Genomic DNA, 18,282 nt, shown 5'->3' on the forward strand with positions numbered 1-18,282 from the left:
AGCGCCTAGAATGCGCAGCACGCGAATGCGATGCGGGTGTAGCTCAATGGTAGAGCAGAAGCTTCCCAAGCTTACGACGAGGGTTCGATTCCCTTCACCCGCTCCAACCAATAAGTCTCCTGCACTGCAGCACTTCCCCTAGCTTGCCGGTATCATGCCTGCCGTTGAAACTACCGCGGACTGCCCATGAAGCGCTTTATTCTGCTGGATACCACGCCCCTGCCCGATGGCGGCGCCCTGTGTCTGTTCGAATACGGGGAAGACTTTGTCATCAAGCTCGAAGGTGGTAAAGGCGGGCAACTGATGAACACCCGCACCCATGGCTCCGAAGATGCGTTGGGCCGGATACCCTGCCAGAAAGTATCTTCCCGCGCCCGGCCCAGGGTGCTGATAGGCGGGTTGGGCATGGGCTTCACATTGGCAGCCGCCCTGCAGCACCTCGGTGGTAATGCCGAAGTAGTCGTGGCCGAACTGCTGCCCGGGGTGATCGAGTGGAATCGTGGCCCCCTGGGTGAAAAGGCTGGCAGCCCCCTGTCGGATCCGCGCACGCAGGTAGTCAACCAGGACGTGGCAGAGCTGCTGCGAAATGAACCGGGCGGTTACGACGCGATCATGCTCGACATCGACAATGGCCCCGAAGGTCTCACCCAGTCTGCCAACAGTTGGCTATACAGCGTGGCTGGCCTGCGCACCTGCGGTCGCGCGTTGCGCCCCGGCGGCATACTTGCGGTGTGGTCGGCCAGTGCTGACCAACGCTTCACCAGCGATCTGCGCAAGGCCGGTTTTGTTGCCGAGGAAGTCAAGGTATATGCCCATGGCAACCGGGGAACCCGGCACACCATCTGGGTCGCGCAGCTCTCCAGCGGCGCGCATTGAAATACCTGACCCCGTTCAGATAATCCGCGAATAACGTTGATCATTTTCCAGGGCATGGTAAGCGTCAAAAACCATGCATATAGACCTGGCCAGTAATCTGCCGGCAGGCAGTATCCGGATTTTCCTGTCGGTAAGCTGAATCAGCCCGTCGCGGCGCATCTGCTCCAGCACCGGCAGACAATCGGCGAAATAATCCACGAAAACGATGCCGAAACGCTGCTCTATAGCTGTGAAATCCAGCACGGAGTGGCAGATCAACTGACTGATCACCGCCCGCCGCAGACGATCGTCGGCATGGCACTCCAACCCCCGTCGTGTGGCCAGCTTGCCACTATCGAGCGTGTGCTGATAGACCTTGATGTCGCTGGTGTTCTGGCTGAACAGATCGCCGACCTGGCTGATCGAAGACACACCCAGCCCGATCAGATCGCAGTGACCATGGGTGGTATAGCCCTGGAAATTACGCTGTAGCTCGCCGTTTTCCTGGGCGCTACTGAGGCTATCATCAGGCAACGCGAAATGGTCCATACCAATATAGCGATACCCAGCACTCATCAGCTGATTGATCGTGTCTTCCAGCATGGCCAGCTTATCCTGCGGGCTCGGCAGGTCGGCTGTTTCGATGCGTCGCTGGGGCAGAAAGCGCTCGGGCAGATGCGCATAATTGAAGACTGACAAACGATCGGGTTTCATCGCAATGATGGCATCTACCGTTCTGGCAAAACCGGATCGGGTCTGCTTGGGCAAACCGTAAATCAGATCGATATTGATCGAGCGGTACTGCAGCGCTCTGGCCGCATCCATGACTGTCTGGGTCTGCTCCAGCGTCTGCAGGCGGTTTACCGCACGCTGGACCTCCGGGTCCAGATCCTGAACACCGAAACTGACCCGGTTAAAGCCGATTTCACGTAGCAGACCCATGGTCGCCCAGTCCGCCTCCCGGGGGTCGATCTCGATGCTGTAATCACCGGCATCGTCCAAGCGCAGGTTGAAATGCGCGCGCAGTTTGTCGAGCAACCCACGCAACTGGTCGTGGGCCAGAAAGGTCGGCGTACCACCACCGAAATGCAGCTGCTGGATCTCTTGCGCCGGATCCACATGCTGGCTGACCAGCTCTATCTCGCGGTAAAGGCTCTGTAGATAGGGTTCGGCCCGACTGCGATCCTTGGTAATGACCTTGTTGCATGCGCAGTAGTAGCAGATGTTCGCGCAGAACGGGATGTGCACATACAGCGACAGGGGGCTTTGTGCCTGGCTGCTGAGTTGCAGCGCCCGCACCAGATCAGATGGCTCGATACCGTCAACGAACTGGGTTGCGGTGGGATAGGAGGTATATCGCGGCCCTGCGTTGTCGTACCGACGTATCAGGTCCGCGTTCCAGCAGATTGGATCGAACATGGGATGACTCCGCAAACATGGCGTTATAGCTGTAATGTCGTGCAGGCTAAACCCCGGGCGGAACCACCACTTTGATGCAGGTCAAATTTTGGTCAACTGACTGATCAGCTTTTCATTCCCAACCTTCTGGCCAGCTTGTGCAGATTACTGGCGTCCAGGTCGAGCAGCCGCGCAGCTGCCGCCCAGCTGTCATCGGTCTGCGCCAGAGCCAGTCGAATCTGTTCACGCTGACAGGCGTCAACCGACTGCTTAAGCGGGAGTACCTGGCCTGGCGAATCAAGCTGCCCGGGACCGAACTCTGCGGCCGATGAATTGTTGTTGCCTGGCTGGATATCCAGATGCACCGGCTCCAGGGTCAAAATCGCCAGACGCGACCCCTTGTAACCCAGTGCCTTGATCGCCGCGCGACTGACCACATGTTCCAGTTCACGTACGTTACCCGGCCAGAAATAACCCAGCAGAACCTGTTCTGCCTCTACGGACAGGCGCAGCCCCCGTAATCCCAGCCGCGCGCGATTGAGCTCGATGAAGTGCCCGGCCAGCAGGAGTATATCGTTACCCCGCTCGCGCAACGGCGGAATCTGTACCGGATAGACCGACAGACGATGGTAGAGGTCGGCACGAAAATCGCCACTGGCCACCCGGTCCGCCAGATTACGGTTGGTTGCGGCGATAATGCGTACATTTACCCGTAATGGCTGATCGGCGCCCAGACGCTGAATCTCGCCGTTCTGCAGTGTTCGTAACAACTTGGCCTGCACGTTCAAGGGCAGTTCGCCGATCTCATCCAGAAGCAGAGTGCCGCCATCAGCAGCATCAAAGCGGCCGCCCCGGTCAGTTGAGGCCCCGGAAAACGCACCCTTTACATGACCAAACAACTCGCTCTCGGCCAGGGATTCGGGTAACGCTGCGCAGTTGACCAACACCAGGGGCTTGTCGGCCCGATCCGAGTGACTGTGCAGCCAGCGGGCAAACAGCTCCTTGCCGACACCGGTTTCGCCACTAAGCAACACCGGAAGCTCGGTATCGGCAACCACTGATAACTCTTCAAGCAATTTGGTCACCGGGCCGCTGTGCCCAATAATGCTGTGATCCTTGGCTTCGGACAGCGTTCCCTGCCCAACCACACGTGCCATACGCAGCGCACGATTGTCTTCCTCGAGACGGGTGATGCGTACACAGGTCTCGATCAAGGGAGTCATCTTTTGCAATTCCAGTCGCGCGGCCTCATCGAAGGTGCCGGCCTGCAGCGCGTCGAAGGTAACTGCGCCCCATAGACGTCCCTCCAGATACAAGCTCACGCCCATGCAGTCATGTACCGGCAGCGGCTCACCCGGCGATTCATCCAGAAGCCCGTCATAGGGGTCCGGCAGCGGGCTTTGCGGATCGAACCAGGTCGGCTCACGGCGTGACAGCAGGGCCGCCAGACGCGGGTGGCGGGCAGTCTGAAAACGTCTACCCAGAGCGTCCTGAACCAGACCCACGGCGGCGAGCGGGCGCAGGCATTCATCGGAATGCTGGAGCAGTACTACTGCACCACACTGGAAATGTTCGCGCAGCACCTGCACCAGGCGTTGCAGGCGAACGGCGGCCGGCAATTCCGCAACAAGGTCCGGCAGCAGCAAGGGTTCGATCATGGTATCAATCACCTTTCGGGGTTTTAAATACCTTACCTGATCAGGGTATAAAAAACCTATTCAGTTTCAAGTATATGTTTTTTATGGAATTAGTTTCTGGCACAAGCCTTGCTGTAGAAGAAACAGGTCTTATACACACAACCTGACACCTCTACCGGAGTGCACATGCCATGTCTGCCGATTATCTGAACACCGCCTTGGGCGATCTAGCCCGCACCATCCCGGGCGCAACCGCCGTCTTCCATGCCAATCGCCTGGACTTCTGTTGCCAGGGTCACCGCACGCTCGCCGATGCCGCAGCAAAAAAAGGCATCAGCGCTACAGACGTTATCGTCCAGCTCGAGGCCCTGAAGCCGGGAGTCTCGGACGCGCGTGACTGGCAGCAGGCATCCTCTGCAGAGTTGGTAGAACACATTCTGGCACGCTTCCACATGCGCCATCGCGAGCAGTTACCGGAGTTGATGAGACTGGCTCGGCGCGTGGAACAGGTCCATGGCGATCGTCCTGACTGTCCGAACGGCTTGGCGGACCATCTCTCCTGCATGGCTCAGGAAATGGAGAGCCACATGCTCAAGGAAGAACAGATCCTGTTCCCGCTGTTACTCCAGGGGCAGCAGGCGATAGCAGGCGGCCCTATCAGCGTGATGCGCTACGAGCATGAACAGCACGGTGAAGCACTGGATGAAATCATCAGACTGACCGATGACATCACCCCGCCGGTGGGGGCCTGCAATACCTGGCAGGCACTGTATCGCGGACTCGAGGAGTTCAGACAGGACCTGATGCAGCATATTCACCTGGAGAACAACATTCTGTTTGCCAGCTCACCCAGGGCAACTGGCTACGCCTGCTGCTCTAAAGGATGAACATCGCCTTGGCACAGAACACCAATGCGACTGCATGCACCAGCAGACTGATGTTCAGCAGGCGCATGCCACGCTCGGTAATCCGGCCTTTGATGCGCAGCATGATCAGAGCAACGTAATGCCCGATGATCAGGGCCGCCAAAAGCAGCTTGATGGAAAAAAGGAGAGTGAAGGTACTAGCCAACGGATCGGCAAGCGCCTGCCGGTGCGGCCAGGCCAGCGCGATACCCGCGCCATACAACAGCAAGGCGACCCAGTGAATCACTCGTCGCGCCTGCTGTCCCAACAGGGAGGACATCCGGCTACGCATGTCTTCCGGAAGCTGACGACTGACAGGGGCCAGGATGAAAACCTGAAAAAACAGCGTGCCGATAAAGGCAATGGCCATCAATAGATGCAGCGTCTTGAGTGACAGATAAAGCATGAATCTTTTCCTCCGGTTTGCAGGCCATTGTAACGAGTAACTGACTGTTATCCCCTGCGGCAGGCGGAGTACCCCTATTGGCATATTGTGGCCAGGCATGCCGGGGGTGAGCATACGTCCAATAATGGAGTAGCACATGAAACAGCATCAACCACCCCGATCGGCGCTGTTCGATCTCGGCTTTCGCCCGTTCTTTCTGGCTGGGAGCGTATTGGCCGCGCTGGCGATCCCACTGTGGGTGGCTGCGTGGCTTGGGATGACCGGCGACTGGCAACCCACCGGTGGTTGGTTCGCCTGGCACATGCATGAAATGCTCTTCGGCTTCATTGCCGCAATCACCGCCGGCTTTCTGCTCACTGCGGTGCAGAACTGGACAGGCGTGCCCGGTCTGAGCGGCAAACCGCTGATCGTTCTGGCTGCAGTCTGGCTACTGGCCCGCCTGGCCTGGCTGACAGCGCTGCCGTTCTGGCTGGTTATGACCCTGGATATGCTGTTTCTACCCGCGGTCACCCTTGCTATGGCCCGCTCCATATGGATCGCCCGTCAGAAACGCAACTACCCCATAGTGCTGGTGCTGGCTCTGCTGGCCTTGTGCAACCTGGTCAGCCTGATCGGCATCGCCTCGCTGGATGTGACAGTACAACGTCAGGGCAACCTCGGTGCGCTCTGGCTGGTAGCAGCACTGGTTGGCATGATTGGCGGCAGGGTGATCCCTTTCTTCACCCAACGGGGACTGGACCTGGACAAGCCAATGCCCGCATTACCCTGGCTCGATTACTCGCTACTCGGCGGCAGTATTCTGATCGCACTGCTGATGGTGAGCGGGATAGCACTGCGCCCTTCCGTGCCCGTCGGATTCCTGTTCGCTCTGCTGGGAGCCGGACATCTGGTCCGCCTGATACTCTGGCACAACCCCCGGATCTGGTCTGTGCCCCTGCTCTGGTCGCTGCACCTGGCCTATGCCTGGCTGGTGATCGCACTTTACGCCATGGCCCTGTGGAATGCTGGTTGGCTGGTGGATTTCAGCCAGGCCGTTCACCTGCTCGCCATTGGTTGCTTGAGCGGCATGATCCTGGCGATGATTGCCCGCGTTAGTCTGGGCCACACTGGACGCCCCCTGGAAACGGTGCCGGCGATGTCGATGGCCTTTGCCCTGATCAACCTGGCGGTACCTGCACGTGTCTGGATTGCACCCACCTGGCCGCAACTGGGGTTCTGGCTGGCAGCACTCAGCTGGGCTGCTGCTTTTGCTCTTTTCGTCTGGTTTTACGCGGCCATTCTGTATCGCCCGCGTCCCGATGGACGACCCGGCTAAGACCCTCCGTCACAGGCACGCATCAACACAGGCAATCTCCATGACGCTGACACCACAAGATCGCAAACAGCTTTTGCAACATCCCATACTGGCCCTGCTTCCCGAGCAGGCACAGGCTGATCTGTTAAGCGACACTATGTGCCGGGAGTATCCGGTACATGCGCTGATACTGAGGCAGGACGACAGGGCCGAGCGGTTTTTCTTTGTTCTTGAGGGCAAGGTAAAACTGTTCAGGATTTCCGCCGACGGCAAGGAAAAAGTCGTCGAGATTATCCAGGCCGGTAACACCTTTGCTGAAGCGGTCATGTTTATGCAGAAGCAGGTCTACCCGGTATGCGCTGAAGCTCTGGAGCCGGTGCGTATTGCCGCACTGCCCAACAAGTTGATGCTGAATTTTCTGCAGGACAATCCGCAAACCTGCCTGCATTTGCTCGGGCATCTGAGCATACGCCTGCACCAGCGGCTGGATGAACTGGAAAACCTGACCCTGCAGAATGCTACCCAACGCTTTGCACTCTACCTGGTGGGTCAGGTGAAAGATCGGAAGAAAGACCATGCAGAGCTCGATCTTATGCTGCCCAAGGGCCTGATCGCGGCCCGCCTGTCGATCAAGCCCGAAACCCTCTCCCGGGCAATGGCGACCCTGCGCGATCGCGGCTTGATAGAAAGCCATGCCAGGCATATCCGTATTCCCAGCGTAGAGAAACTGCTCAATACCTTTACGCTGGAACCCCAGGGCGTCAGCTGATGATCCGGCTGCTGCTCTGGCGCGGCCTGGCTTCTGTCTTTCTAGGCCTTGGCGCGCTGGGGGTGGTCCTGCCCGGCCTGCCCACGACACCCTTTCTGCTGGTTGCAGCCTGGGCAGGCTCCCGGGGCTGGCCTGCACTTGAGGCCAGAATGCTCGAGCATCCACGCTATGGCAGCATGATCCGCAACTGGCGCGAGCGCCGCGCGGTACCACGCCGGGCCAAATGGCTGGCCAGCGTGATGATGCTGGCCAGCGCAATCATGCTCTGGCTCGTACCTGTGCCGCTACTCTTGAGCGCGGGTGGCAATGCCATTTTGCTGAGCGTTGCATTCTGGCTCTGGTCGCGACCCGATACAGGCGACACCTCCGGTACGCAGTCAGTGACGCCCCCACCATAACCCGCCTTGCCTTTTTTCAGACAGGTTGCTCTCAATTGCCTCCCGACCAAGAGCGACCACGCTTTTGCCCGCTCCGCATTTTCATGAGGTAAAAGGAACAGCTTGAGGTTATTTTTACCATTGCCGGTACTAAAAACCATCCAAAAGCTTGGTTAATAACACCCTGTCGTTTTTTATTCGTTAATATTCAATAACTTACAATATGGCATCGACCTTGCAGTGTATCTGGCACGCACACTGACAGAGATCCAACCGTGAACAATCTGACCTCCATCCCAGCGCCACCCAGACGGGACGCAGGCAACGCCTACTACCGCCCCACCGGCAACGAAATCGATGTTTTCGAACACGCCGCCAGCCATCGGCTGCCCGTTCTGATCAAGGGCCCAACCGGCTGTGGCAAAACCCGGTTCGTGCAGCACATGGCCGACAAACTGGGTCGCAAGCTATACACCGTCGCCTGCCATGACGACCTGACAACCGCCGATCTGGTCGGCCGTCATCTGATCGGCAGCAATGGCACCTACTGGCAGGATGGCCCACTGACCCGCGCCGTGCGCGAGGGCGCCATCTGCTATCTGGATGAAATAATCGAGGCGCGCAAGGACACCACTGTGGTCCTGCACCCGCTGGCCGATGACCGCCGCATTCTGCCACTGGATGCCACCGGCGAGTGCCTGGAGGCACACCCGGATTTCATGCTGGTAGTGTCCTATAACCCCGGCTATCGCAATCTGCTCAAGGGTCTCAAGCCGAGTACTCGCCAGCGCTTTGTCGCGATGAGCTTCGATTATCCGGATGCCGACGCCGAAGCCGACATTCTGATCAGCGAAAGCGGCATCGACGCTGATACGGCAGGCCGGCTGGTCCAGCTGTGCGGCTCACTGCGGCACATGGGCTCCCATGATCTGGAAGAAGCCCCGTCCACCCGGCTACTGATCCATACCGCACGCATGATGCTCAGTGGGATGGACCCGATTACTGCCTGTACCGCCTGCCTGGCCGAGCCGCTCAGCGACGACCCGACCACCCAGGCGGCCATTCTCGATGTCGTCCGCGCGCACTTCGCCGAGACATCGAACAAGAACAACAATCACAACAATCCGGCGTTGCGCCGCTCCAGCATCTGACGCTGACGGTAAAGCCGTTACTGCCTAATCAATGAGGATTCAATCATGTCGGAAAGATTCACCAAGGGCATGGCCCGCAATATCTACTACGGCGGTGGCATGTTCTTCATGCTGCTATTTATTGGTCTCACCTTCGATACGGTAGTCGCAATTCCCGAGCGCGAGAACCGGGATCAACTGACTGCGGAGGTCGCCCATGGCAAGGAGCTCTGGGAGAAAAACAACTGTGTTGGCTGCCATTCGCTGCTGGGCGAAGGCGCTTACTTTGCTCCCGAGCTGGGTAATGTATTCCCGCGCCGCGGCGGCGATAACGAAGAGGCGTTTCATGCGTATTTCAGCGCCTGGATGGCCGCCCAACCGATTCCGGTAGAGGGCCGGCGCAAGATGCCGCAATTCAACCTGACAGCCGAAGAAACCCGCGCGCTGTCCCAGTTCCTGATCTGGACATCGCGGATCGACACCAACGACTGGCCACCAAACAACGAAGGCTGAAGCTGACCCCGGATCAATTACGCAAGGATTACTGCCATGAAATACGCAAGTCAGTCGGAGGCGAAGCCCTATTTTATCTTCGCCATCATTCTCTTCCTGGGGCAGATCGTTTTCGGTCTGATCCTCGGAACCCAGTACATCATCGGTGACTTTCTGTTTCCGGAGATACCCTTTAACGTGGCCCGCATGGTCCACACCAACCTGCTGATCGTCTGGTTGCTGTTCGGCTTCATGGGCGCGACCTATTTTCTGCTACCCGAGGAAACCCAGTGCGAACTGCATAGTCCCTTGCTAGCCAGAATTCTGTTCTGGGTATTCGCAGCCGCGGGCACGCTGACCATTATTGGCTATCTGGCCGTGCCCTACGCGACCCTGGCGGACATCACCGGCAACAAGTATTTCCCGACCATGGGACGGGAGTTTCTCGAGCAGCCGACCATTACCAAGATCGGTCTGGCCCTGGTGTTTATCGGCTTTCTGTTCAACGTCATCATGACCGTACTCAAGGGCCGCAAGACCGTGGTCAACATGGTGCTGACAACCGGTCTGATCGGTCTGGCGGTGTTCTGGATGTTTGCCTTCTACAACCCCGCTTCGCTGGTGATGGACAAGTACTTCTGGTGGTGGGTCGTGCATCTGTGGGTTGAAGGCGTTTGGGAACTGATTCTGGGCGCTATCCTGGCATTCATCCTGATCCGCACTACCGGTGTAGACCGTGAGGTCGTCGAGAAATGGCTGTACCTGATTATCGCCATGGCCCTGATCAGCGGCATCCTGGGTACCGGCCACCACTTCTTCTTTATTGGCGCACCGGAATACTGGCTCTGGATCGGCTCGATCTTCTCGGCTATCGAACCGCTGCCATTCTTCATGCTGATGGTGTTCGCATTCAGCATGCTCAAGCAGCGTCGCCGCGACCACCCCAACAAGGCCGCCGTTACCTGGGCAGTCGGTTGCACCATCATGGCTTTCCTGGGCGCGGGCGTATGGGGTTTCATGCACACCCTCGCACCGATCAACTACTACACACACGGTAGTCAACTGACTGCGGCGCACGGCCACCTGGCCTTCTACGGTGCCTACGTGATGATCGTGCTGGCCATCATCTCCTACGCCTGGCCGATACTCCACGGCCGGCAAGCCAACAGCCTGCAGGCACAGCGCCTGGAGATTGCCTCCTGCTGGACCATGAGCATCAGCATGCTGCTGATCACCCTGCTGCTGACCGCCGCTGGCGTGGTGCAGATCTGGCTGCAGCGTATTCCGGATAACGCCGATGCACTGGGCTTCATGGCCACCCAGGACGCCATCACCACGATTTACTGGCTGCGTCTGGGGGCGGGGATCGGTTTTGGTGTCGGCGTATTCATGTACCTGGCCAGTTTTGTGGTCGCAGCCCGCACCAGTGAGCCGACCGAGCCGCTCGTTGCTGAAGCCGCCCTGAGCTGATCATGGCTATAACCCGGTGCTGGCAGTATCCACTGCCAGCACCACCTCGAACATCAAACTGGCTGGAGGCGAAGACACCATGATGCTTGCAACGCTTCGCCGACTCAGTCGCAGCGCTTTTTTTATCCTCTTTCTATTGGCGCCTTTACTGGATCTGTTTCGTCTCGATCTGAGCAGGGGCCATTTTGTTTTTCTGACCATGGACTGGACCCTGGGGCTTGATCCCCAGAACAGCGCCCTGGATCCCGCGGCCATCACCCTGCACCTGCTGTTGCGCCTGGGCCTGCCCATTCTGCTGACCCTGGGAGTGCTGCTCTGGGTCGTCTGGCGCTGGGGCCGCATTTATTGTGGCTGGCTATGCCCGCACTTTTCGATGGTTGAGTGGATCGACGGCCTGATGGCCCGCTGGTTGGGCCGGCGCTCAGTCTGGGAAAAGCCCTCTGCCCCCCGGCAGGCCGGCGCGCGGATGGTCATGAGCCTGGTGGTGCTGGGCGGATCCGCTTTGTGGGCCGTCACGCTGCTCAGCTACCTGGTACCGCCAATACCCTTGTGGACGGGGCTGTTGAGTCTGAACCTGCCGACCTGGCACTGGTTTTTCATCGGTATCGGTACGGCTTTGTTCTGTATCGAGTTTGCCTTGGCGCGGCATTTTTTCTGCAAATACGGCTGCGCCGTAGGCATCTTTCAGAGCCTGATCTGGGCGGTGAACCGCCGCGCCATGGTGATCGGTTTCAAACGCGAACGGGCGCGTGACTGCCGCGACTGCAATGCCTGCGACAGAGCCTGCCCGATGCGGCTGCCACCGCGCGGCATGAAGCGCCACAAGATTACCTGCACCCAATGCGGCGTCTGTGTACAGACCTGCCAGCAGGTTCAGGCAAACAACCCCGAAGGTGCCCTGTTGCACTGGGTCAGCGGTGAGGACGCCGTGAAGATGGACAAGCAACCGGGTAGCCAGATCCCGGTTCAGGATCCCGTTCGCATCCCCGTTCTGGAAAAGGACTAGTACGATGGAAGAATATGTCGGTATGCGCTGGCACAATCTGATCAACCGATTGGCCCGCACCAGCTACCCCGAAGCTCTGGTTCGCCTGGAGGATGAGGGCCCGCGGCTGGCCATGGTTTTCCGTGCCCTGGGTGGCGATCCCGGCCTGGTGATCAAGGCGGCAACAGAGCGCGCCCTGAAGCCACCCCGTCACTGGCTGGAAAAGATCGCCGGCACAGGGCGGCAATACGCCATGGCCTGGCGTGACGAGGACAGTGTAAGGCTGCCGCCAGTCATTCAGGCCTACCCCGAAAGGGACCTGAACCGAGATCTGTATCTCTGGCTGACCGCACTGGCCAGCCAGGCGAGCCAACCCGGGGAGAACGACTGGCTGGCGTGGAATCAGCGCCAGGTACTGGAAACACTGGAGCGCTTTCCCGGCCTGACCGGGCTATACCAGCGTCTGGCCTGGCGGCTGGTGACTGTACGTGCACCGCTGGATACGCTCACTGGTGCCCAGCGGCGTCGGGAGCACTGCCTGCGCAACGCGATTCTCGAGCCGGGAAGCCAACAGAGCCTGCCCTACGCCGATGGCGACAGCCTGCCCGTGCCACTGTGGCTTTATCCATCACTGCACACCAACCCGGCCGCCGTCTCGCGTGAGGATAGTGACAGCGATACCAGCAACGGCGGGCTCAAGCCAAAAGAGGGCAAGGGCCGCAAACGCGCCGAATTCATCGATGACGTGGATGGCAAGGACGGGCTGATCGTATTTCGGCTGGAAAGCCTGTTCTCCTGGTCGGAATTTGTACCAGTCGACCGCACCGTCGATGACAGCGAAGACGACGATGCCGATCGCGTGGCTGAAGACCTCGACCACCTCAGCCTGTCCCGCCACGGTGATGCCGGTGCATCGCGACTGAAACTGGATCTGGATCTACCCAGCGCAGCGGAGGATGACATCCCCCTGGGCGAGGGCACCCTGCTGCCCGAGTGGGACTGGCGCAAACAGCAACTGATACCGCGGCACTGTCGGGTGATACCGATGCTACCCAAGGATGCCGCGCCCTGCCCCCTGCCCGACCGGCTGCAGGCGATGGGCCGCCAGCTGCGCCGACGTTTTGAAGTGTTGCGCCCGCAGAAGGCCTGGAACAAGCGCCAGCCCAGCGGTTCGGCACTGGACCTGGACGCCTGCATCGACTTTGCCACCGCCCGACAACGTGGGGCGGCCAGCGCACAACCGGCCCTGTGGCGCCAGCAGGCGGTGCAACATCGCGACCTGGCCTGCCTGATCCTCGCGGATCTGTCCTTGTCCACCGAAGCCTATGCCGACAACGAACATCAGGTGATCGATGTGGTGCGCGACAGCATGCATTTACTGGGTGAGGCACTGGACGCCGGCAACGACGCCTTTGCTATGTATGGGTTTTCTTCCAAACGGCGTGATCAGGTGCGCTTCAGCGTGATCAAGAATTTTGCCGAATCCTGGGGTGAGCCGGTGCACGGACGCATCCAGGCATTGCGACCGGGATATTACACCCGCATGGGCGCGGCGATACGTCAGGCCACCGAGATCCTCAAGGAGCAGCCTGCCGAGCAGCGGCTGCTGTTGCTTCTGACCGATGGCAAGCCCAACGACCTTGACCTGTACGAGGGGCGTTACGGCATGGAAGACACCCGCCAGGCGCTTCTGGAGGCACGCAAGGCTGGCCTGGAGCCGTTCTGCGTGACTATCGACCAGCAGGCAGCCGATTATCTGCCGTATCTGTTCGGGCCACAGCGTTTTCACCTGCTGCACAACGCCGCCGAGTTGCCCTCCCTGCTACCCCGCCTGTACCTGACCCTGACCGGGAGGACCCCGTGACAGCAATGCAGTGCCTGCCGGTTATTGCTCCGGTCACCCGGAGACGCGAGCTACCAGGTGATCTGGCCATGTGGTGTTTCATATTGGCCGAGCTGGCGGTGTTCGCGCTGCTGCTGGGCTCCATGGCCTACGTGCGCGGCAGATGGCCGGAGATGTTCAGTGCGGGCGTCGCCACCTTGCACCCGGTGGCAGGGCTGATCAACACCCTGGCGCTGCTGACCGGGAGTTACTGGGTGGCACTGGGCGTCGCGGCTATGCGCCGCGGCAGATCAACCAGCGTGGTGTGGTGGTTTCGCGCAGGAGCGGCGAGCGGCCTGCTCTATCTGATCATCAAGCTGCTGGAATACCAGCAGATGTTCAGCGCCGGTTACACGCTGCGCACCAATACCTTCTACTTTTTCTACTTCTTCACCACCTTCTTCCATTTAATGCATGTGGTGCTGGGGATGCTAATCCTGCTGGTGGTGGCAAGCCGCTTCCGGCGGGGCGTATATGACTCGCACCAGACGCGGCAAATGGCCGCAGAGTCCGCAGCCAGCTACTGGCATATGGTTGATCTGGTGTGGCTGATGCTCTTTCCACTGCTTTATGTGCTGCCCTGAGGTGAGCATGACCTACCGATTGACGTTGACCTGGCTTGGTCTTCTGGCTCTTACATTGATCGGCTGGTGGCTGGGGCACCAACCAGCCACCAACGAGGTCCAACCAGCATGGCTGCTGTGGGCTGTCCTGCTGTTGAGCGCCATCAAGGGACAGTGGGTCATTGACCAGTTCATGGGGATGAAAACCGCACCTCTGGTGTTTCGTCTGGCGGTCAGTGGATGGCTGTTAGTCGTCCTCTGCGCGATAGCGTTGTTTCTGTGATCAACCCTGCGGTAATGTCTGGTTATACAAGGAGGTGCAATGGAGAAACTTTAGCCTTTGCAAATTCACAATTGATGGTATTACTGGTTGTGAAAACACCCAATAAAGAAATGATGAGGAAATTAAGATGTTGAAAATTCTGTTTGCTTCTACCGTACTGGCTCTTGGCATCAGCGGTGTAGCCCAGGCTGCTGGCGACGCTGCTGCTGGCAAAGGCAAATCTGCAGTCTGCTCCGCATGCCATGGCGCCGACGGCATTGCCTTGGTACCGATCTATCCTAACCTGAAGGGACAAAATGAGGCCTACCTTGAGGGCTCGTTGAAAGCCTACCGCGAAGGCCAGCGGGCGGGTGGTAACGCCGCCATCATGAGCCCGATGGCCAAGAACCTGAGCGACCAGGACATCGCCGACCTGGCTGCCTACTACGCCTCACTCAAGTAAACCGGGTCAAACCGACTTGAAAACGCCCCTTGTCGCTCTGCGATAAGGGGCGTTTTACTATCCCCCTGTCGCGTTCATGAAACGGACAATCTGAACATCTCCATCAGCCGTAAAGTCATGGTGGGCTGGCTTGCCCTGCAGCGCCTTGCGCAATGCATTTCGTAACGGTTCATCAGTTGTGGGGTGGCGGCGCACCAGTGCGCGCATGTCGATCGAATTTTCCTGTCCCAGGCAAAGTAAAAGTCGCCCCTCGGCGGTCATGCGCACCCGGTTACAGCTTGCACAGAAGTTATGCGAGTGCGGGGAAATAAACCCGATACGACTTTCCCCATATCCCTCCACCCGCACGTATCGCGCTGGCCCACCGGAGTTCTCGGCACTGTCCAGCAGCTGGTAGCGCTGACTGATAATCCCACGCACCTCGTCACTGGAGCAGAATGACTCGCCCCGGGACCGACCCACATTGCCCAGGGGCATTTCCTCGATAAAGGTGATATCCAGATCGCGTGCCAGCGCATAGTCCACCAACGCTGGCACCTCATCTGCATTACGCCCCTTCATCACCACCACATTGAGCTTGATGCGCTTGAACCCGGCATCCCGCGCGGCATCAATGCCGTCAAGCACCTGTTGCAATTCACCCGTGCGGGTAATGGCGCGGAATTTCTCCGGGTCCAGACTGTCCAGGCTGATGTTCAGTCGCTTGACGCCGGCGTCCGCCAGCGGCTGCGCCAGCTTCACCAGTTGCGAACCGTTGGTGGTCATCACCAGCTCGCGCAGGCCAGGCAATGCGCTGATACCGGCACACAGCTCAACAATACCGCGCCGCACCAGGGGCTCACCGCCGGTGAGGCGGATCTTCTTTACTCCCTGGGCAACAAAGAGCGCGGCAAGCCGCTGGATTTCCTCCAGGGTAAGCACCTGTTGCCGAGGCAGAAAGGTCATGTCCTCAGCCATGCAATAGACACACCGAAAGTCGCAGCGATCGGTCACCGACATGCGCAGGTAATCGATGCGTCGACCCAGTCCATCCATCAATTGTGTGTCGGCCATGACTCTTCCCCTATTGCAGCAGTGGTGAAGCAGCTCCGCGCATGACGATGCCTTCGATACCTGCCTCACCTATCAACATTTCGATGTACTGTACCACGGCTTTTTGCCAGACTCTTTCGCCCAGCTCGCCCTCGATGCTGTCTCTGACCAGCTCGAAGGGCAGTTGCTTCCCGTCGATTCGCTGATCAACCAGAACGATATGAAAGCCATAACGCGACTCCAGCGGTTGGTTCGCAAGACCCTCATCCAGGCGCAGCAATTGGCGTTCGAACTCGGCAACTGTCTGCCCGGAACTGAGCTGACCCAGGGCGCCGCCCTGTTGCCTGGACGGGCAGTCGGAATACTCCGTGGCCAGCGCGGCGAAACGCGCAGTATTGTCCTGTAACTGGCCGATAAGGGCCACTGCCTGCTCACGGGTGCGGCTGCGCCCAGCTACATCGTCCGGAGCGACCGCGAGCAGAATATGCCTGGCGGCAACCAACGGCGCCGAACTGAAACGCTCCAGGTTGGACTGGTAGAACTGCTCCAGGGCCTGCTCGTCTATCGCCGGCACCTGGACCTCCCGCTCCAGCAAGCCGCGAATGAGTGCCTCCTCATCGGTCTCATCAGCCTGCTTCAAGACTTCAACCCCCAGGAATGCCGCGCGCTGCTCAAGCAGCTCACGGATAACCAGGGCCTGGGCGGCCATAAATACCGCCTCCTCCCGTGTATCGGCCGGGTGATATTGCATTTCCAGGGCAATATCCTGCGGATCGAGCGGTACTCCATTGATGCTCACCCGCGGCCATTCCTGCCGGGTACTGCTGGCAATGATGCTGTCGGCGTTCATGGTTGCCCCTTGTGCGCTGCAGCGGGCTGTTTGGCCGGTGAAGCACCGGCGCGCGCCGGACGAACCGGCCTGGGACGCTCAGGGGCAGATGCCTTGAGCCTTACAATCTGATAGCGCCGCCCCAGATACCACACAGGCGCACTGATGATATGAACCAGACGGGTGAAGGGGAAGAGTACAAACAGCGTCAAACCAAGAAACACATGCAACTTGTAAACCAGCCCGACAGGCTCGATGGCGGCGGCACCCAACAGCGGCTGAAGGGTTACTGTGTACTGTGCCCAGTTCGCCAGCATGACCATTACTGAACCATCCAGATGTTGCACGGAGAAGAAGATGGTGAGCAGGCCAAGCAGCAACTGCGCCAGCAGGACCCAGAGAATCATGATGTCGGAGAAGCTGGATTGGGCTCTGACCCGCGGATTGGTCATGCGTCGGTGAATCAACATCACCAGACCAATGAGACAAAGAATCCCAAAGAAGCCGCCTGAGACGACCGCCAGAATCTGCTTGCCCGACGTACTGATCACATGGTGATAGATAACCTCGGGGATCAACAGGCCAACAAAATGCCCAGCAAAGATGAACAGGATGCCAATGTGAAACAGGTTGCTGGCAAGTCGCAGGCCCTTGTTATCCATCAGCTGGCTGGAGTGCGCCTTCCAGGTGTACTGGGACAGATCAAATCGCGCCCAGCTACCGATGATGAAGACCGCCAGAGCAACGTAGGGATAGACCCCATACAACAGAAAATTGAAGTTTGACATGTCTGCCTCCTATGCCCGGCCAGCCGGCACGGTATTGTCATTGAAATCTACCCAGTGCACCGGCACTGCTATCTCTTCCTTGGCCTTGACGTTTGCCGGCCGGGTACCACAGGCCGCAACGCTGTCGCCGTTGAGAAAAGTCACCTGCTCCTCCTCCCATTCCTTGTCGAGGGCCTCCAGACTGTTGTCGGGAATTTCCTCGAGCACCTGCTCGCGAATCGCCGCCATTGCCAGCTCCGGAATCGTGCCGGCAATCTGCAGCAGGGCGCGGAAACAGGACGCATAATCAGAGCCGCGTTCTTCCAGCCTACTGGCGAGCAGCGCCAGCAGGTGTTCGACTTCACCCAGCCCGGCACGCGCTTCTTCACCGTCGCGGGTAGCCAGAAACTCCAGATACAGGGGTATGTAGTCAGGCAGCTCCTTCACGCCGATGGCAAAGCCGGCGCTCTCGTACTGGGCCATCAAGTCGACCATGGCCTGACCCCGGTCACGGGATTCACCGTGTACATGCTCGAATAGCAGCAGCGACAGATAGCGGCCACGCTCGAATTCCTCGGTATAGGCTTCCTGTACGTCCAGCAGATCGGTACTGGCCAGACGCGTGAGCAGGTCGACCAGATCCTGGCGCTGCTCGGGGCTGATCTCGCGGGAGGCAACAATGGCCTCCTCGAGTTCCATGCGGGCGTCCTGCAAGGCCTGCACCGGATAATCCATCAGCAGGGAAATCACCTTGAGAATTTTCATG

The 18,282-nt window shown here is 59.0% G+C and carries 20 protein-coding genes and 1 tRNA gene; 14 read left to right on the forward strand and 7 right to left on the reverse strand.

The window, feature by feature from the left end; all coding sequences use genetic code 11:
* Positions 1–32: 32 nt before the first annotated feature.
* Positions 33–106: transfer RNA gene (locus FZF01_RS13095), tRNA-Gly, on the forward strand.
* Between the two features lie 80 nt (positions 107–186).
* Positions 187–876 (forward strand): spermidine synthase, encoded by a 690-nt coding sequence (locus tag FZF01_RS13100; RefSeq protein ID WP_150278636.1) that lies wholly within the window; start codon positions 187–189, stop codon positions 874–876.
* Between the two features lie 15 nt (positions 877–891).
* On the opposite strand, the gene hemN is transcribed toward FZF01_RS13100, so the two are convergent.
* Together hemN and norR are read right to left on the reverse strand one after the other, a co-directional pair.
* A complete protein-coding gene (gene hemN / locus FZF01_RS13105) occupies positions 892–2,274 on the reverse strand; it encodes an oxygen-independent coproporphyrinogen III oxidase (RefSeq protein ID WP_150278637.1) in 1,383 nt (460 codons plus the stop codon).
* A 104-nt stretch (positions 2,275–2,378) separates the two neighbouring features.
* The gene (gene norR, locus FZF01_RS13110; RefSeq protein WP_150278638.1) at positions 2,379–3,911 is read right to left on the reverse strand and encodes a nitric oxide reductase transcriptional regulator NorR; all 1,533 of its coding nucleotides are present in this window, start codon (positions 3,909–3,911) and stop codon (positions 2,379–2,381) included.
* Positions 3,912–4,081: 170 nt separating this feature from the next.
* On the opposite strand from norR, the gene ytfE reads away from it, so the two are divergent.
* On the forward strand, positions 4,082–4,777 hold the full coding sequence (gene ytfE, locus FZF01_RS13115; protein ID WP_150278639.1) for an iron-sulfur cluster repair protein YtfE: 696 nt from the start codon (positions 4,082–4,084) through the stop codon (positions 4,775–4,777).
* Here the strand turns inward: ytfE and FZF01_RS13120 are convergent.
* Complete coding sequence (locus FZF01_RS13120) at positions 4,767–5,201, reverse strand: hypothetical protein (RefSeq protein WP_150278640.1); 435 nt, start codon at positions 5,199–5,201, stop codon at positions 4,767–4,769. The genes ytfE and FZF01_RS13120 overlap by 11 nt on opposite strands.
* Before the next feature lie 136 nt (positions 5,202–5,337).
* On the opposite strand from FZF01_RS13120, the gene FZF01_RS13125 reads away from it, so the two are divergent.
* The 11 genes from FZF01_RS13125 to FZF01_RS13175 all read left to right on the forward strand — a co-directional run bounded on the left by FZF01_RS13125 (position 5,338) and on the right by FZF01_RS13175 (position 14,888).
* Positions 5,338–6,516, forward strand: a complete 1,179-nt coding sequence (locus FZF01_RS13125; protein ID WP_150278641.1) for an NnrS family protein — start codon at positions 5,338–5,340, stop codon at positions 6,514–6,516.
* 40 nt (positions 6,517–6,556) lie between these two features.
* The gene (locus FZF01_RS13130; protein ID WP_188434383.1) at positions 6,557–7,264 is read left to right on the forward strand and encodes a Crp/Fnr family transcriptional regulator; all 708 of its coding nucleotides are present in this window, start codon (positions 6,557–6,559) and stop codon (positions 7,262–7,264) included.
* Positions 7,264–7,662, forward strand: a complete 399-nt coding sequence (locus FZF01_RS13135) for a YbaN family protein (protein ID WP_150278643.1) — start codon at positions 7,264–7,266, stop codon at positions 7,660–7,662. The genes FZF01_RS13130 and FZF01_RS13135 overlap by 1 nt, the downstream gene beginning before the upstream one ends.
* 263 nt (positions 7,663–7,925) lie before the next feature.
* Positions 7,926–8,792, forward strand: a complete 867-nt coding sequence (locus FZF01_RS13140; protein ID WP_188434410.1) for a CbbQ/NirQ/NorQ/GpvN family protein — start codon at positions 7,926–7,928, stop codon at positions 8,790–8,792.
* A 45-nt stretch (positions 8,793–8,837) separates the two neighbouring features.
* A complete protein-coding gene (locus FZF01_RS13145) occupies positions 8,838–9,284 on the forward strand; it encodes a c-type cytochrome (protein WP_150278644.1) in 447 nt (148 codons plus the stop codon).
* 36 nt (positions 9,285–9,320) lie between these two features.
* Positions 9,321–10,733, forward strand: a complete 1,413-nt coding sequence (locus tag FZF01_RS13150) for a cbb3-type cytochrome c oxidase subunit I (protein ID WP_150278645.1) — start codon at positions 9,321–9,323, stop codon at positions 10,731–10,733.
* Between the two features lie 16 nt (positions 10,734–10,749).
* The gene (locus FZF01_RS13155) at positions 10,750–11,739 is read left to right on the forward strand and encodes a 4Fe-4S binding protein (RefSeq protein ID WP_223825516.1); all 990 of its coding nucleotides are present in this window, start codon (positions 10,750–10,752) and stop codon (positions 11,737–11,739) included.
* A gap of 4 nt (positions 11,740–11,743) precedes the next feature.
* Entirely contained in the window at positions 11,744–13,582 is a 1,839-nt protein-coding gene (locus FZF01_RS13160; RefSeq protein ID WP_150278646.1) for a nitric oxide reductase activation protein NorD, read from the forward strand.
* Positions 13,583–13,587: 5 nt separating this feature from the next.
* The gene (locus FZF01_RS13165) at positions 13,588–14,184 is read left to right on the forward strand and encodes a cytochrome c oxidase subunit 3 (protein ID WP_150278702.1); all 597 of its coding nucleotides are present in this window, start codon (positions 13,588–13,590) and stop codon (positions 14,182–14,184) included.
* A gap of 7 nt (positions 14,185–14,191) precedes the next feature.
* Complete coding sequence (locus FZF01_RS13170) at positions 14,192–14,446, forward strand: cytochrome C oxidase subunit IV family protein (protein ID WP_188434385.1); 255 nt, start codon at positions 14,192–14,194, stop codon at positions 14,444–14,446.
* 127 nt (positions 14,447–14,573) lie between these two features.
* Positions 14,574–14,888: a c-type cytochrome gene (locus FZF01_RS13175; protein WP_150278648.1), complete on the forward strand. Its 315-nt coding sequence runs from the start codon at positions 14,574–14,576 to the stop codon at positions 14,886–14,888.
* 57 nt (positions 14,889–14,945) lie between these two features.
* Here FZF01_RS13175 and moaA read toward each other — a convergent pair whose 3' ends face one another.
* The 4 genes from moaA to narJ are packed head-to-tail and all read right to left on the reverse strand — an operon-like array spanning position 14,946 to position 18,281.
* Entirely contained in the window at positions 14,946–15,941 is a 996-nt protein-coding gene (moaA, locus tag FZF01_RS13180) for a GTP 3',8-cyclase MoaA (RefSeq protein ID WP_150278649.1), read from the reverse strand.
* A gap of 10 nt (positions 15,942–15,951) precedes the next feature.
* Positions 15,952–16,770, reverse strand: a complete 819-nt coding sequence (locus FZF01_RS13185; protein ID WP_150278650.1) for a peptidylprolyl isomerase — start codon at positions 16,768–16,770, stop codon at positions 15,952–15,954.
* Positions 16,767–17,537 (reverse strand): respiratory nitrate reductase subunit gamma, encoded by a 771-nt coding sequence (gene narI / locus FZF01_RS13190; protein WP_150278651.1) that lies wholly within the window; start codon positions 17,535–17,537, stop codon positions 16,767–16,769. The genes FZF01_RS13185 and narI overlap by 4 nt, the downstream gene beginning before the upstream one ends.
* 9 nt (positions 17,538–17,546) lie before the next feature.
* A complete protein-coding gene (gene narJ / locus FZF01_RS13195) occupies positions 17,547–18,281 on the reverse strand; it encodes a nitrate reductase molybdenum cofactor assembly chaperone (protein WP_150278652.1) in 735 nt (244 codons plus the stop codon).
* Position 18,282 lies beyond the last annotated feature (1 nt).

The sequence above is a fragment of the Halopseudomonas salina genome (genome assembly GCF_008641105.1).

Bases quoted from the DNA above. Each gene is read 5' to 3' on its own strand.
- FZF01_RS13100 (WP_150278636.1), top strand. From the start codon at position 187: ATGAAGCGCTTTATTCTGCTGGATACCACGCCCCTGCCCGATGGCGGC.
- hemN (WP_150278637.1), bottom strand. From the start codon at position 2,274: ATGTTCGATCCAATCTGCTGGAACGCGGACCTGATACGTCGGTACGAC.
- norR (WP_150278638.1), bottom strand. From the start codon at position 3,911: ATGATCGAACCCTTGCTGCTGCCGGACCTTGTTGCGGAATTGCCGGCC.
- ytfE (WP_150278639.1), top strand. From the start codon at position 4,082: ATGTCTGCCGATTATCTGAACACCGCCTTGGGCGATCTAGCCCGCACC.
- FZF01_RS13120 (WP_150278640.1), bottom strand. From the start codon at position 5,201: ATGCTTTATCTGTCACTCAAGACGCTGCATCTATTGATGGCCATTGCC.
- FZF01_RS13125 (WP_150278641.1), top strand. From the start codon at position 5,338: ATGAAACAGCATCAACCACCCCGATCGGCGCTGTTCGATCTCGGCTTT.
- FZF01_RS13130 (WP_188434383.1), top strand. From the start codon at position 6,557: ATGACGCTGACACCACAAGATCGCAAACAGCTTTTGCAACATCCCATA.
- FZF01_RS13135 (WP_150278643.1), top strand. From the start codon at position 7,264: ATGATCCGGCTGCTGCTCTGGCGCGGCCTGGCTTCTGTCTTTCTAGGC.
- FZF01_RS13145 (WP_150278644.1), top strand. From the start codon at position 8,838: ATGTCGGAAAGATTCACCAAGGGCATGGCCCGCAATATCTACTACGGC.
- FZF01_RS13150 (WP_150278645.1), top strand. From the start codon at position 9,321: ATGAAATACGCAAGTCAGTCGGAGGCGAAGCCCTATTTTATCTTCGCC.
- FZF01_RS13160 (WP_150278646.1), top strand. From the start codon at position 11,744: ATGGAAGAATATGTCGGTATGCGCTGGCACAATCTGATCAACCGATTG.
- FZF01_RS13165 (WP_150278702.1), top strand. From the start codon at position 13,588: ATGCAGTGCCTGCCGGTTATTGCTCCGGTCACCCGGAGACGCGAGCTA.
- FZF01_RS13170 (WP_188434385.1), top strand. From the start codon at position 14,192: ATGACCTACCGATTGACGTTGACCTGGCTTGGTCTTCTGGCTCTTACA.
- FZF01_RS13175 (WP_150278648.1), top strand. From the start codon at position 14,574: ATGTTGAAAATTCTGTTTGCTTCTACCGTACTGGCTCTTGGCATCAGC.
- moaA (WP_150278649.1), bottom strand. From the start codon at position 15,941: ATGGCCGACACACAATTGATGGATGGACTGGGTCGACGCATCGATTAC.
- FZF01_RS13185 (WP_150278650.1), bottom strand. From the start codon at position 16,770: ATGAACGCCGACAGCATCATTGCCAGCAGTACCCGGCAGGAATGGCCG.
- narI (WP_150278651.1), bottom strand. From the start codon at position 17,537: ATGTCAAACTTCAATTTTCTGTTGTATGGGGTCTATCCCTACGTTGCT.
- narJ (WP_150278652.1), bottom strand. From the start codon at position 18,281: ATGAAAATTCTCAAGGTGATTTCCCTGCTGATGGATTATCCGGTGCAG.